The sequence below is a fragment of the Curtobacterium flaccumfaciens UCD-AKU genome (genome assembly GCF_000349565.1).
GTDB classification, from domain to species: Bacteria; Actinomycetota; Actinomycetes; order Actinomycetales; family Microbacteriaceae; genus Curtobacterium; species Curtobacterium poinsettiae.
On the sequence record NZ_KB714620.1, the window covers coordinates 153,914 to 168,271 of the forward strand.

General features: G+C 71.5%; 11 protein-coding genes and 1 tRNA gene. 10 read left to right on the plus strand and 2 right to left on the minus strand.

The window, feature by feature from the left end; genetic code table 11:
- Positions 1 to 4 precede the first annotated feature (4 nt).
- Together H489_RS29025 and H489_RS29030 are read left to right on the plus strand one after the other, a co-directional pair.
- Positions 5 to 1,237, plus strand: a complete 1,233-nt coding sequence (locus H489_RS29025) for a D-alanyl-D-alanine carboxypeptidase family protein (RefSeq protein WP_081612295.1) — start codon at positions 5 to 7, stop codon at positions 1,235 to 1,237.
- A 42-nt stretch (positions 1,238 to 1,279) separates the two neighbouring features.
- A complete protein-coding gene (locus tag H489_RS29030; protein ID WP_031259803.1) occupies positions 1,280 to 2,653 on the plus strand; it encodes a serine hydrolase domain-containing protein in 1,374 nt (457 codons plus the stop codon).
- Between the two features lie 154 nt (positions 2,654 to 2,807).
- Here the strand turns inward: H489_RS29030 and H489_RS29035 are convergent, their stop codons facing one another.
- Positions 2,808 to 3,602: an SGNH/GDSL hydrolase family protein gene (locus H489_RS29035; RefSeq protein WP_017887296.1), complete on the minus strand. Its 795-nt coding sequence runs from the start codon at positions 3,600 to 3,602 to the stop codon at positions 2,808 to 2,810.
- Between the two features lie 23 nt (positions 3,603 to 3,625).
- Between H489_RS29035 and H489_RS29040 the strand changes: the two genes are divergently transcribed.
- The 5 genes from H489_RS29040 (at position 3,626) to H489_RS29060 (ending at position 10,061) form a co-directional block, all read left to right on the plus strand.
- Positions 3,626 to 4,789: an acyl-CoA dehydrogenase family protein gene (locus H489_RS29040; RefSeq protein ID WP_017887297.1), complete on the plus strand. Its 1,164-nt coding sequence runs from the start codon at positions 3,626 to 3,628 to the stop codon at positions 4,787 to 4,789.
- 485 nt (positions 4,790 to 5,274) lie between these two features.
- The gene (dinB, locus tag H489_RS29045; RefSeq protein ID WP_017887299.1) at positions 5,275 to 6,519 is read left to right on the plus strand and encodes a DNA polymerase IV; all 1,245 of its coding nucleotides are present in this window, start codon (positions 5,275 to 5,277) and stop codon (positions 6,517 to 6,519) included.
- A gap of 173 nt (positions 6,520 to 6,692) precedes the next feature.
- Positions 6,693 to 8,483, plus strand: a complete 1,791-nt coding sequence (locus H489_RS29050; RefSeq protein ID WP_031259805.1) for a DEAD/DEAH box helicase — start codon at positions 6,693 to 6,695, stop codon at positions 8,481 to 8,483.
- A gap of 7 nt (positions 8,484 to 8,490) precedes the next feature.
- The gene (locus tag H489_RS29055; RefSeq protein ID WP_017887301.1) at positions 8,491 to 8,700 is read left to right on the plus strand and encodes a hypothetical protein; all 210 of its coding nucleotides are present in this window, start codon (positions 8,491 to 8,493) and stop codon (positions 8,698 to 8,700) included.
- A 32-nt stretch (positions 8,701 to 8,732) separates the two neighbouring features.
- Entirely contained in the window at positions 8,733 to 10,061 is a 1,329-nt protein-coding gene (locus tag H489_RS29060) for an NAD(P)/FAD-dependent oxidoreductase (protein ID WP_017887302.1), read from the plus strand.
- A 269-nt stretch (positions 10,062 to 10,330) separates the two neighbouring features.
- Here the strand turns inward: H489_RS29060 and H489_RS29065 are convergent.
- Positions 10,331 to 10,416: transfer RNA gene (locus H489_RS29065), tRNA-Leu, on the minus strand.
- Positions 10,417 to 10,577: 161 nt separating this feature from the next.
- On the opposite strand from H489_RS29065, the gene H489_RS29070 reads away from it, so the two are divergent.
- From H489_RS29070 to mshC, 3 genes are all read left to right on the plus strand, one after another.
- Positions 10,578 to 11,906 carry a M20/M25/M40 family metallo-hydrolase gene (locus tag H489_RS29070; protein WP_017887303.1) on the plus strand — a complete coding sequence of 443 codons (1,329 nt, stop codon included), beginning with the start codon at positions 10,578 to 10,580 and terminating at the stop codon, positions 11,904 to 11,906.
- A gap of 62 nt (positions 11,907 to 11,968) precedes the next feature.
- Positions 11,969 to 12,799 carry an undecaprenyl-diphosphate phosphatase gene (locus H489_RS29075; protein ID WP_017887304.1) on the plus strand — a complete coding sequence of 277 codons (831 nt, stop codon included), beginning with the start codon at positions 11,969 to 11,971 and terminating at the stop codon, positions 12,797 to 12,799.
- A complete protein-coding gene (mshC, locus tag H489_RS29080) occupies positions 12,796 to 14,040 on the plus strand; it encodes a cysteine--1-D-myo-inosityl 2-amino-2-deoxy-alpha-D-glucopyranoside ligase (RefSeq protein ID WP_017887305.1) in 1,245 nt (414 codons plus the stop codon). Before H489_RS29075 ends, mshC begins: the two co-directional genes overlap by 4 nt.
- Positions 14,041 to 14,358: the final 318 nt, after the last annotated feature.

Genomic DNA, 14,358 nt, shown 5'->3' on the forward strand with positions numbered 1-14,358 from the left:
TCCCGTGTCACGAGTCGTCCGCCGCCCCCGCTCCGCCGTCCGGAGGCCGGTCACGATCTCGGTGGTCGCCGTGCTGCTCCTGGTGGCCGGGTACCTCGTCGCCGCGGCCGTCGTGCCGTTCGGTCCGGCGAGCGCCAGCACCACCACCTACTCGGCACCGAGGACGACTGCCCCGGCACTGAGCTTCCCGGGCTACGGCGCGACCGCGGTCGAAGCGACGGACTTCCCCGAGAGCCTGCGTACCAGTGGCGACACGAAGCCCCGGTCCATCGCGAGCATCACGAAGGTCGTCACGGCGCTCGTGGTGCTCGACGAGAAGCCGATGGCGCCCGGACAGTCGGGCCCGGCCATCCGCTTCACGAAGCAGATGGAGGGCCTGTACGCGAAGTACGCGGCGCAGAACGGCGAGGTCGCCCCGATGCCGGCCGGCCTGAAGCTCACCGAGCACCAGGCGTTCCAGGTGATGCTCATGAAGTCGGCCAACAACTACGCCGGCGCGCTCGCCATCTGGGCCTTCGGATCCCTCGACGCCTACGAGCGAGCGGCCGCGAAGTGGCTCGACGAGCAGGGCCTCGACGACACGACGATCCACGAGCCGACCGGCCTCGACCCGGACAACACCTCGACCGCGACCGACCTGGTCGAGCTCGGGCAGCTGGCGCTCGCGAACCCGGTCGTCAAGGACATCGTCGGCACGCAGGACGTCACGATCCCGACGGTCGGCGCGATCGAGAACTCGAACAAGCTCCTCGGGCTCGACGGCGTCGAGGGGATCAAGACCGGCACGCTCGACGAGGCCGGGGCCTGCCTGCTGTTCGCGGCGACGTACGAGCGTGGCGGCAGGCAGGTCACCGTCGTCGGCGTGATGCTCGGTGGCGTGGACCACGACTCCCTCGACAACGACGTGCAGCGGTTGCTGCGGTCCGTCGCGGACAACTTCCAGGTGGTGACGCTCACCCACCAGGGGCAGACCTTCGGCACCTTCTCGACCCCGTGGCAGGACGAGGCGGACGCGGTCACGACGAAGGCCGCCGAGGTGCTCGTGTGGGGGAAGACCACGGTCACCGCGAAGGCGACGCTCGAGCGGGTGACCTTCGGCACGAAGGGCGAGCGGGTCGGGCGGGTCCGGTTCCGCATCTCCGACCACGACCCGGTCACGGTGCCGCTCGCGCTCGCGCGGACGATCGACGACCCCGGCGTCTGGTGGCGTTGGACGAACCCGTTCCAGGGGGCGTGACGCTCGTCGGTGCCCGACCGTAGAGTCGGTCGGGTGACGACGATGACGACGTTCCCCCGGACCACCCCCTCCGCCCTCGACGTCGACGCCCGCGGAGTCCTCGCGTTCGTCGACGCCCTCGAGTCGACACCCGGCGTCGAGCCGCACAGCTTCATGCTGCTCCGGCACGGCCAGGTCGCTGCCGGGGGGTGGTGGCAGCCGTACTCGGCCGACCGCGTGCACCTGCTCTACTCGCTGAGCAAGAGCTTCACCGCAGCGGCCGTCGGCATCGCCGTGCGACAGGGCCTGGTCGACCTCGACGCGACCGTGCTGTCGTACTTCCCGGAGCTCGACGCCGACGTCACCGATGAGCGCAGCCGCCGGATGCGGGTGCGGCACCTGCTCGCGATGGCGAGCGGGCACCGCGAGGAGACGCTCGAACGGGCGGAGGCCCTCGATCCGACGAACACGGTGCGCGGGTTCCTGCTGCTCCCGCCGGACGAGGAGCCCGGCTCGGTCTTCGCGTACAACCAGCCGTGCACGTACACGCTCGCGAGCATCGTCCGGCGCGTGACCGGCGGGTCGCTCGTGGCCTGGCTCCGCCCGCACCTGCTCGACCCGCTCGGCATCGACGACCTCGCGTGGCGCCGCGACGACACCGGCGCGGAGTTCGGGTTCAGCGGGTGCTACGCCACGACCGACGCGGTCGCGAAGCTCGGCCAGCTGTACCTGCAGGACGGCGTCTGGGACGGCGAGCGGATCCTCGACGCCGACTGGGTCGAACAGGCCACGAGCACGCAGGTCGCCAACCCGGACGAGGCCAACCCGGACTGGTCGAAGGGGTACGGCTTCCAGTTCTGGATGGCCCGCCACGGTTTCCGCGGCGACGGCGCCTACGGTCAGTTCTGCGTCGTCCTGCCGGAGCAGGACGTCGTGCTCGCGATCACCGGTCAGACCGTCGACATGCAGGCGGTCCTCGACGCGGCCTGGCAGCACCTCCTGCCCGCCGTCGACGGCACGACCGACACGGATGCGGACACCGCACTGGAGGCCCGGCTCGCCTCCCTCGGGCTGCCACCGGTGCAGGGTGGTCGCCTTCCGGAGCACCTCGCCGACGTCGAGCTGCGGTCGCGTCCCGGCGGGATCCTCGATGCCGCCACGTTCGCGCGCGGTGCAGACGGTGTCCGCCTGACGATCACCGACGACGGCCGGTCGGAGTCCGTGCCGCTCGGCGAAGGACGGTGGGCCGTCGAGGGCGCCCTCGCGGCGAGTGCGGCGACCGAGCCAGAGGGCACCGTGCTCGTCGCGGTCCGCTTCCTGGAGACCCCGCACCTGCTGCACCTGCGCGTCGACCTCGACGCGGGCACGGTCGGGGCGAAGTGGAAGACCGAGCCGCTGCACGACGGTCCGATGACGCTCCGTCGCCCCGCGGACTGACCGGTGCCGACGACGGGGTGCGCACGACCCCGTTCGCGGCGCGCACGACGCTGTTCGCGCCCCCGTGCCGTCATCGCGCCCCGGTGAGCCGGGGCGCGATGACCGTGGTGTGGCGCGGCTGCGGAGGCGTGCGGACTCGAAGGGGCGTCGTCGGCTACGGGGTGTCGGAAGGGTGCTCGGTGACGATCTGCAGCTCGGGCCGCTTCGCCGTCACCCCGTCGCCGGACGAGGTGTGCTTGATGCGGCGGACCACCCACGGCACCAGGTACTCCCTGGCCCACCCGAGGTCCTCGGCGCGGGCCTCGCGCCACGGCCGTGCCTCGAGCGGGTCCGGGTTGAACGGTTCGAGCCCGTGCGGCACACCGAGGGCGTCGAGCACCGCGGCGGCGATCGTGGAGTGGCCCATCGGGGAGTGGTGCAGCCGGTCCGGAGCCCACATCCGCGGGTCCCGGAGCACGCGGAGTGCCCACATGTTGGCCACCAGGGCACCGTGCTTCAGGGCGATGGCGTGCAGGTTCTCGTTGTAGATCGCCGTCTTGCCGCGGACCATCCCGAGCACCGGGGTCATCCCGACGTCCGGGCCGGTGAACAGCACGACGGTGGCTCCATCGCGGCGCAGGTCGGCGACGAGCCGGTCCACCCGTTCGGCGAGCTCGTCCGGGTCCGAGCCCGGGCGGATGATGTCGTTGCCGCCGGCCGACACCGTGATGAGGTCCGGGTGCAGGGCGACGGCGGCCTCGGCCTGCTCGTCGATGATCTGCTGGAGCAGCCGCCCGCGGATCGCGAGGTTGGCGTACGCGAAGTCGTCCGTCTGGTGTGCCAGCACCTCGGCGACGCGGTCCGCCCAGCCGCGGTTGCCGCCCGGGACGGTCGGGTCGGGGTCCCCGATCCCCTCGGTGAACGAGTCACCGATCGCGACGTACCTGGTCCAAGGATGACGATCTGACACGTCCCGGACCCTAGTCTCGTGGCATGACGAAGGCCAACACGGACGCCGTCGGCTGGTCGGTGCCCGACGAACTGCTCGACCGCATCGCCGGGCGCGCCTCCGGGTACGACGCCGCGAACGCGTTCTGCACCGAGGACCTCGACGAGCTCCGCGCCGCTGGCTACCTGCGGATCGGTGTCCCCGTCGAGCAGGGCGGGGCGGGCCTCGGCCTCCGCGCCACCGCCGGCGTGCAGCGCGCCCTCGCCCAGGCCGCGCCGGCGACGGCGCTCGGCCTCGGCATGCACCAGGTGTGGGTGCAGGCGGCGCGCGCCGTCCGTGCGCGAGGTGAGTCGTTCCTCCAGGCCGTCACCGACCACGCGGCGGACGACCAGCTGCTCGCCTTCGGGGTGAGCGAACCCGGCAACGACGCGGTGCTGTTCGACTCGTCGACGACGGCGGAGCCGGACGGCGACGGCGGGTACCGGTTCACCGGCACGAAGGTGTTCACCTCCCTCGCTCCGGCGTGGGACGTCATGAGCGTCTTCGGCAAGGACACCTCGGGGGCGGAACCCCGGCTCGTGCACGGCTTCGTGCTGCGGTCGGACGGCGACGTGGAACACCTGGACGACTGGGACACGCTCGGGATGCGCGCGACGCAGAGCCGCACCACGAACCTGCACGGCGTGCACGTCCCGGCGGGCCGCATCGTCCGGTCACTGCCGGTCGGGCCGAACCAGGACCCGCTCGTGTTCGGGATCTTCGCCTCGTTCGAGCTCCTCATCGCGTCGGTGTACGTCGGGATCGCCGAGCGGGGGGTCGCGCTCGCGGCGACCGCCGTGGCGCACCGCACCGCGGCCGACGGCACTCGGCGGTCGGAGGACCCCGACGTGCGCCGGGCGATCGCGGACCTGCGCGGCGCGGTCGACGCGATCACGCTGCAGGTCGACTCGTTGGCGCGGTCGGTCGACGAGGTCGACGACCTCGGAGCCCGGTGGTTCCCGCTGCTCGTCGGCACGAAGGCGCGGGCCGTGGACACGGCGCAGCACGTCGTGGACGAGGCCATGCGCGTCGTCGGCGGCTCGGCGTTCCGGGCGTCGAGTGAGCTGGCGCGGCTGGCGCGTGACGTCCGGGCGGGGCAGTACCACCCGTCGTCGCGCGACTCCGCGGCGCGGACGATCGCCGCGTCGGTGCTCGGCCCGCTCGGCTGAGCGCTGCGCTCCGGGGCGCTTCCGGTGCGCTTCCGGTGCGAGGGTGGCGTGGCCGCGCTCGGTGCCGAGTCCGTCGGCCGGTGCGGGGTTGGCGCGGCGGCGCACCGTGCGGGGTCCGTCGGCGGGTGCGGGGTTGGCGTGGCGGCGCTCGGTGCGGGGTCCGTCGGCCGGTGCGAGGTTGGCCGATCGGTGTTGCCTTGCGGCGCCGCACCGTGCGACCAACCCGGCACCGAGTTGCGAAGGGCGCGCGGTGCCGCGGGCGATGGCGTGGCGGCGCACCGTGCGGGGTCCGTCGGCAGGTGCGAGGTTGGCCGCTCGGTGCTGCATTGTGGCGTCGCACCGTGCAACCAACCCGGCACCGAGTTGCGAAGGGCGCACGGTGCGATGACGGGCGAGCAACCGCGCACGACGGGACGAACCTCGCACCGTGCGGCCGTCGGCACGCCCGGCACGGCGATGTCGGTGGCGCCTGGCATCATCTCGGTGTGAGCAAGCAGGACGGACGGAACCGCCTCGTCTCCGACGCACCGGTGGACGACGTCTCGGCGACCGTGCTGCACGTCGACATGGACGCCTTCTTCGCCTCCGTCGAACTGCTCGACCGCCCCGACCTGCAGGGCCTGCCGGTCATCGTGGGCCACGACTCCGACCGCTCCGTCGTCACGGCGGCCACCTACGAAGCCCGTCGGTACGGCGTGAACTCCGCCATGCCGATGGCCGTCGCCAAACGCCGCTGCCCGAACGCCGTGATCGTCGAACCGCACTTCGAGAAGTACCGGGCGAAGTCCGCGGCCGTGATGGCGATCTTCGACCGGTTCACCCCGCGGGTCGAGCGGCTCGGCATCGACGAGGCGTTCCTCGACGTCGCCGGCGCGCTCCGGCTCTACGGCACGCCGTGGCAGATCGGCCAGGCGATCCGCCGCACGGTCTTCGCCGAGACCGGGCTGCACTGCTCGGTCGGTGCGGCATCGACCAAGTTCGTGGCGAAGCTCGCCTCCAGCCGGTCGAAGCCGGACGGCCTCCTCGTCGTGCCCGGAGCGGACACCGTGGCGTTCCTGCACCCGCAGCCGGTCTCCGCGCTCTGGGGCGTGGGCGGCAGGACGCAGGAGACGCTCGAACGCCGGGGCATCCGCACCGTCGGCGACCTGGCGAACACCCCGCTCGGCTCGCTCGTCTCGGCACTCGGCCCGGCTGGCGGGCAGCGGCTGCACGACCTGTCCTGGGGTCGCGACCCGCGCGTGGTCGACACCGGCGTCGGCGAGAAGTCGATCGGGCACGAGGTCACCTTCGGCCGCGACCTGACCGAGCGCGACGACGTCGCTCGCGAACTCCTCCGCCTGGCCGACAAGGTCGCGGTCCGCCTGCGCCAGGCCGACGTGCAGGCCCGGACGGTGGCGCTCAAGGTCCGCTACACCGACTTCACCACGCTGACCCGGTCGCGCACCCTGGCGGAACCGACCGACGTCGCGAAGCGCCTGCACCGCGAAGCCGTCGAGCTGTACGACGTGCTGCACCGACCCGGCAACCAGATCCGGCTGATCGGCGTGCGCGGCGAGAACCTCGTGCCGACGGCTGCCAGCAACGCCCTGTGGGACGACGACGCGCCGTGGCGTGACACCGAGACCACCGTGGACGCGGTCGCCGCTCGCTTCGGCGCCGGCGTCCTGCGACCGGCATCCCTGGTCCGTCGGACCCCTGACGGGGGCGTCCCGCACGCTCGGCAGGACTGACGGTGGCGGTAGAATCGGGTTCAGTGAGCGCAGCGGAGTACGAAGACCAGCAGCCCGCCACGCTGTGGGCGGAGTCGGGTGACGACCAGTCCGGCGCCGGCGGCACATCGCCGACGCTCGACACGGCGCAGGCCGACGGTGACGCCGCCCGTGACGAAGCCGACGCCGCGGCCCTGGCCGAAGCGGCCGGCAACTCGGCGGTCCAGCACCTGTCGCCGGCGTTCCCGGACCGGGCCGCATGGGGCACGGCATCGAAGCTCCGTGCCTGGCAGATCGAAGCGCTCACGAAGTACTTCGAGAAGGAACCCCGCGACTTCCTGACGGCAGCGACCCCGGGTGCCGGCAAGACCACCTTCGCGCTCCGACTGGCGACCGAGCTCCTGGCCCGCGGCACCGTCGACCGCATCGTCGTCGTCGCACCGACCGAGCACCTGAAGCGCCAGTGGGCCGACTCCGCCGACCGCGTGGGCATCCGGATCGACCCGATGTTCAAGAACGGCGACGGCATGTTCGGCCGGCACTACCAGGGCGTCGCGATCACCTACGCCCAGGTCGGCATGAACCCCGAAGTGCACAAGCGCATCACCGAGGGCGGGCGCACCCTGGTCGTCCTCGACGAGGTCCACCACGGCGGCGACGCCCTGACGTGGGGCGACGGCATCAGGGAAGCGTTCTCCGGTGCCACCCGACGGCTCTCGCTGTCGGGGACCCCGTTCCGGTCCGACACCGCACCGATCCCGTTCGTGCAGTACGCCCCCGACGAGCAGGGCATCCGCACCTCGATCTCCGACTACAACTACGGCTACGGCCGCGCACTCAAGGACGGCGTCGTCCGCCCGGTGCTGTTCATGGCCTACGCCGGCCAGATGCGCTGGAAGACCCGGATGGGCGACGAGATGTCGGCCTCGTTGGGTGAGCAGGTCACGAAGGACATCACGGCCCAGGCCTGGCGCACCGCACTGTCGCCCGAGGGCGAGTGGATGCCGGCCGTGCTCTCCGCCGCCGACAAGCGCCTGACCGAGGTCCGCCGTGGTGTGCCCGACGCCGGCGGTCTGGTCATCGCCACGGACACCACCACGGCCCGCGCCTACGCCCGGATCCTGCAGCAGATCACGGGGGAGCGCCCGACCGTGGTGCTGTCCGACGAAGCCGCGGGGTCGAGCCGCATCAGCGCCTTCGCCGAGGACACCTCGCGCTGGATGGTCGCCGTCCGCATGGTCTCCGAAGGCGTCGACGTCCCACGGCTCTGCGTCGGCGTCTACGCCACGAGCGCGAGCACGCCGCTGTTCTTCGCACAGGTCATCGGCCGCTTCGTCCGTGCCCGTCGTCGTGGTGAGACCGCGAGTGTCTTCCTGCCGAGCGTCCCCGGCCTGATGGCCCTCGCCGCCACCCTCGAGCTCGAGCGCGACCACGCCCTCGACCGCCCGAAGGACGCCGACGACGGGATGTACAACCCCGAAGACGTCATGGTCGCCGAGGCCAACAAGGAAGACCGTGCGTCCGAGAGCCTGCTCGAGGTCCAGCCGTTCGAGGCGCTCGACTCGCAGGCGTCCTTCGACCGCGTCCTCTACGACGGCGGCGAGTTCGGTACCGGCGGCGAGGTCGGTTCCCTCGAGGAGCTCGACTTCATCGGCATCCCGGGGCTCCTCGAACCCGACCAGGTGCGCGACCTCCTGCGCGCCCGGCAGGCGACCCAGGCCAAGCGGTCCAAGGGCCGGACGGCCAAGGACGGCCTGCCCAAGGCGCCCGAGCCCGACCGCCCGATGTACATGACGATCAAGGAACAGCGGACCGAGCTCGCCCGGCTCGTGTCGATCTGGTCCCGTCACTCGAACGAGCCGCACGGATCGATCCACGCCGAACTCCGGCGCATCAGCGGTGGCCCGGCCGTGGCACAGGCGAGCATCGAGCAGATCCAGAAGCGCATCGACATCCTGCGCTCCCGCATCGGCGGACGTCGGTGACGGCGGCGTGATCGAGCCGGTCGACGATCGCACCTGGTACGTCAAACGCGATCCCGAGGCGTCGCCCGAGGCGATCATCGACCGCTTCGGCGGCGGCTACCGGCTGCGCCGCTTCTCGCTCACCGAGTCCCGCCGCACCCCGCACGGAGTGTTCACGGGCCCCGAACTCGCCGAGACCGCGTGGTGGCGGCTCCGCGACAGGCCGCGGAACTCATGACGCGCCAAGCCAAAGTCCGGTAGACCGGAGGAATGGCAGACTCGATCCCTCACGTCCTCGTCCTCGGCGGCGGCTCCGCTGGCTACGCCACGGTCAAGCAGCTCCAGAAGCACGCGGCCACGGTGCCCATGCGGATCACGCTGGTGGACCAGAACACCTACTACACGTACCTGCCGTTCCTGCCCGAGGTCGCCGGTGGCCACATCGCACCGAAGGACGTCACCGTCGAGCTGCGCCGTGCGCTGCGCAAGACCCGCGTGATCCAGGGCAAGGTCACCGCGATCTCCTCGGCCGACAAGACCGTCTCGATCGCGACCGCCGGCGGCGACGACCGCACCCTCGGCTACGACCAGCTCGTCGTCGCCCTCGGCTCCGTCACCCGCACGTTCCCGACCCCCGGACTCGAGGAGTACGGCGTCGGCTTCAAGAGCGTCGAAGAGGCCGCCTACGTGCGCGCCAAGCTCCTCGACAACATCGCGAAGGCTGCTGCCACGCGGGACGAGGACGAGCGCCGTCGTCTGCTGACCAGCGTGTTCGTCGGCGGTGGCTACACCGGCGTCGAGGCGATCGGTGAGCTGTTCGACGTGTCGCAGGCCGCCATCAAGACCTACCCGTCGCTCGCCGGCGAGCAGCCCCGCTGGGTGCTCATCGACGCGCTCGACCGCGTCGCGCCCGAGGTCGGCCCGGAGCTGTCCAAGTGGACGCTCGAGTCGCTCCGCGCCCGCGGCATCGACGTCCGCCTGAAGACCACCATGCCGAGCGCCGAGGGTGGTGTCGTCAAGTTCTCCGACGGTGACGAGTTCGCCACCGGACTGCTCGTCTGGACCGCAGGCGTCAAGCCGAACCCGCTCCTCGACGCCTCCGACCTGCCGCGCGGGCCGAAGGGCCACCTCGCCGCGAACGCGAAGCTCCAGGTCGAGGCCGAGGACACCCACCAGGTCGTCGAGGGCGTCTGGGGCCTGGGCGACGTCGCGCAGGTGCCCGACCTGACCGCCGACAAGCAGCCGGCGTTCTACCCGCCGAACGCGCAGAACGCCGTCCGTCAGGCCGTGGTCGCCGCCGACAACATCGTCGCGACCATCACCGGCAAGCCGCTCGAGGAGTACCGCCACCCCTCCATCGGCACCGTCGCGTCGTACGGTGTGGGCAAGGGTGCCGCGAACATCAAGGGCATCAAGATGACCAACCTGTTCGCGTGGCTCGCGCACCGCGCCTACCACGTGTACGCGATGCCGACCCTGAACCGGAAGGCGCGCATCGTCATCGGCTGGATCACGGGCGCCGTGTCCGGTCGCGACGCGACCTCCCTGATCAAGGAGACCGACCCGCGACGCAACTTCGTCGAGGCGTCGAAGAGCTAGACGCACCCACGGACGCACGGGAGGCGCGGTGCCAGCTGGCACCGCGCCTCCCGTGCGTACGTGCTGCGTTCGCACCGTGCTGTGTTCACGATCTGGTGCGGTGTTGCGTGTTCGGTGCGCGCTTGCAGCGCCGCACGGAGCGCGGAACCTCGCACGGGTTGGGGAGGTGTGCGCGGAGGACGCCCTGAGCGCAGCGATGGCGGCACTCGCCGGGAAGACACAACAGAAAATGCCCCCCGACCGAAAGGTCAGGGGGCACGCATTTCCTGTGTCCGAGAGGGGACTTGAACCCCTACGCCCTAATACGGGCACTAGCACCTCAAGCTAGCGCGTCTACCAATTCCGCCACCCGGACAGGGTGTCTGGTGTCTGTTTCCCGGGGCGAACCCGGCGTTCCTGCCGAGTGAAGACACTAGCACGGGTCTGAACGCGCGATGAACACGGGAGCGCATCCCGGGCGAGTCCTCGGTGTGCCGTCCCGGCGTCGGGGTCGGTGTCGACCGATACCGTGGAGCCATGACGAACCCGGAGCCGTCCGAGCACCAGTCCGTGTCCGAGCTCGAGGCGACCGCGGCGATCGCCCGCGACCTCATCCGCATCGACACGACGAACTGGGGCGAGGGGAAGTCGCGCGGCGAGGCCGAGGCGGCCCACTACGTCGAGGACAGGCTCCGAGCGCTGGGTCTCGAGCCGCAGTTGTTCGAGTCGGAGCCGGACCGGGTGAGCGTGGTTGCGCGTGTCCCCGGGCGGAACCGTGACAAGCCGGCGCTCGTGGTGCACGGGCACCTCGACGTGGTGCCGGCGGATCCGGCGAACTGGTCGGTCGACCCGTTCGGCGGCGTCGTCAAGGACGGTTCGCTGTGGGGCCGCGGTGCCGTGGACATGAAGAACATGGACGCGATGATGCTGACGTCGCTGGCCGACGTCATCGAGCAGCACGGTGCGCCCGAGCGTGACCTGGTCATCGCGTACTTCGCCGACGAAGAGGCCGGGGGAGTCCTGGGTTCGCACCACGTGGTCGACCAGCATCCGGAGGTCTTCGCGGGAGCGTCGGCGGCGATCAGCGAGGTCGGCGGGTACTCGATCACGCTCGGTGACCGTCGCGCCTACCTGCTGCAGACCGGCGAGAAGGCGCTCATGTGGGTGAAGCTGATCGCGCGCGGTACCGCTGCCCACGGCTCGCACGTGATCCGCGACAACGCCGTCACGAAGCTCGCAGCGGCGGTCGCCCGGATCGGCAGCGAGGAGTGGCCCGTTCGGCTCTCGGCCACGACGGACGCGATGGTCGCCGAGGTGGCGCGGTTCCTCGGCGTCGACCCGACGGTGACCGGTCCGGACGAGGTCGCGCTGGCCACCGGGTCGGCGTCGCGGTTCATCCACGCCGCGCTGCACACCACGTCGAACCCGACGGTGCTGACCGCGGGCTACAAGCACAACGTCATCCCCGACACCGCCGAGGCGCTGGTCGACATCCGTTGCCTGCCGGGCGATGAGGAGTCCGTGCTGGAACGGGTGCGGGAGCTCGCCGGACCCGAGGTCGAGGTGGTCATGTCGTTCCGCGACATCGGCCTCGAGCAGGACTTCGGCGGCCCCCTGGTCGACGCGGTCCGCGATGTCCTGGGGCGGCACGACCCGGGCGCCCCGGTCCTGCCGTACCTGCTGTCCGGCGGCACCGACAACAAGGCGCTCTCGACGCTCGGCATCGCCGGGTACGGGTTCGTGCCGTTGCAGCTGCCCGCCGGTGTGGACTTCCCGGCGATGTTCCACGGGGTCGACGAGCGGGTGCCGCTCGACTCGCTCGCGTTCGGCCGGCGGGTGCTGGGCGACCTGCTCGCGACGTACTGATATTGTTCGTGGTCGCCGTCGTGGCGGTGCCCTGACCGACCTCCCCCCGAAAGGCCCGTGCGATGCACATCCTCGAGGCGATCTTCCTCGGCTTCGTCCAGGGGCTCACCGAGTTCCTGCCCGTGTCCTCCAGCGCGCACCTGCGCATCGTCGGGCTGTTCCTGCCCGACGCGAAGGACCCGGGTGCGGCCTTCACCGCCGTGACGCAGCTCGGCACCGAGACCGCGGTGCTCATCTACTTCTGGAAGGACATCACCCGGATCATCGGGCGGTGGTTCCGGTCGGTGGTCAAGCGTGACGTGCCGAAGGGCGACCCCGACGTCCGCGTCGGCTGGCTGGTGATCCTCGGAACGATCCCGATCGGGGTCGCCGGGCTCCTGCTCAAGGACTCCATCGAGACGACGTTCCGGTCGCTCTGGATCGTCGCGATCGTCCTCATCGTGTTCGGTGTCGTCCTCGGGGTGCTCGACCGGGTCGGCCGCAAGGAGCGCCGGATCGAGCAGATGACGTTCCGCGGCGGTCTGCTCATCGGCCTGGCGCAGATGCTCGCCCTGGTGCCCGGGGTGTCCCGTTCCGGTGCGACGGTGTCGATGGGGCTCGCCCTCGGCTACACCCGTCCGGCGGCCGCTCGGTTCGCGTTCCTGCTGGCGATCCCGGCGGTGTTCCTGTCCGGGTTCTACGAGGCCGCGACGAGCCTCGGTGACCACGGATCGCCGTTCGGACTCGCCGACACGCTCATCGCCACGGTCGTCGCGTTCGTGGTCGGGTTCGTCGTGATCGCAGCGTTCATGAACTACATCAGCAAGCGCAGCTTCATGCCCTTCGTCGTTTACCGGATCGCACTCGGTATCGTGCTCATCGTGTTGTTGTCGCTCGGAGTGATCCAGCCGTGAGGGCCTGGCAGGCCCCATCCGTCCCCGACGTCCCCGGCGCCGCGCCCCGACCGGTCGTCCACGACACCGCCACGGGCAAGCCGGTGGACCCCGCCCGCGACGAGGACCGTGCCGCGCTGTACGTCTGCGGCATCACACCGTACGACGCCACGCACCTCGGTCACGCGGCGACGTACCTGGCGTTCGACACCCTCGGCCGCGCCTGGCGCGACGCCGGGCTCGACGTCGAGTACGCGCAGAACGTCACCGACGTCGACGACCCGCTGCTCGAGCGCGCCGCTCGCGACGGGATCGACTGGCGCGAGCTCGCTGCGTCCCAGGTCGACCTGTTCCGTCGCGACATGGAGTCGCTGCGGATCCTGCCGCCGGACGACTTCGTGGCCGTGACCGACGAGGTCGAGCGGGTCGCCGAGGCCGTGTCGTTCCTGCAGGAGACCGGCTACGCGTACGAGGTCCCGACCGACGACGCCGAGGGCGACGACCTGTACTTCGACGTCAGCCGGCCCACCGACGCGTGGACCCTCGGCGACGAGAGCGGCCTCGACCGCGAGACCATGCTGACCCTCGCCGCCGAACGCGGCGGTGACCCCGACCGTCCGGGCAAGCGCGACCCGCTCGACCCGTTGCTGTGGCGCGCCGCGCGGGACGGCGAGCCGGCCTGGGACACCGAGATCGGCCCCGGACGCCCCGGCTGGCACATCGAGTGCAGCGTCATCGCCGGCGACCGCCTCGGTCTGCCGATCAGCGTGCAGGGCGGCGGGAGCGACCTCGTGTTCCCGCACCACGAGATGAGTGCCGGGCACGCTGCGGCCCTCGCCCACCAGCCCCTCGCGAACGCGTTCGTGCACACCGGGATGATCGCCTACCAGGGCACGAAGATCTCGAAGTCGCTCGGCAACCTGGTCACCGTGCGTGGCCTGCTCGACGATGGCGCCGACCCCCGGGCGATCCGACTCGCGCTGCTGTCGCACAAGTACTCCGACGACTGGGAGTGGTTCGCCACCGAGCTGACGAGTGCCGAGACGCGGCTCGCGGGCTGGGACGCCTGGGCCTCCGGAGCATCGGCCGGGCACGCCGACGACGCGGCCGACGTCGCCACGCGCATCCGTGCGCGGGTGTCGGACGACCTCGACACGCCGGGGGCGGTCGCAGCGGTGGACACGGCGATCGCGGGCGGCACGGCGTGCACTCCCGAGCTCGTCGACCTGATCGACGCGCTGCTCGGCATCCGCCTGGCCTGAGCTCGGTCGCGACCTGTCGCGTGCGTGCCGCCGAGGGGTCAGGAACCGTCGCCGAGGCGGGCCGCAGCCGACAGTTCGCGACCAGTCGCCGGAGGTGAGTGGTGTGTCGTGACCGTTCGCGGCCGCCGGGCGGGAGGCCCATGGCGGGTCAGCCCCGTGCCTCCCGTCCGCGGAGTGGTCGCGACGCGTCGCGTGCGCGCCGCCGAGGGGTCAGGAACCGTCGCCCAGGCGGGCCGCAGCCGACAGTTCCCGACCACCCGGCGGACGCGAGCGGCGTGTCGTGACCGCACACCCCACGACGGACAGGAGGCACGGTGC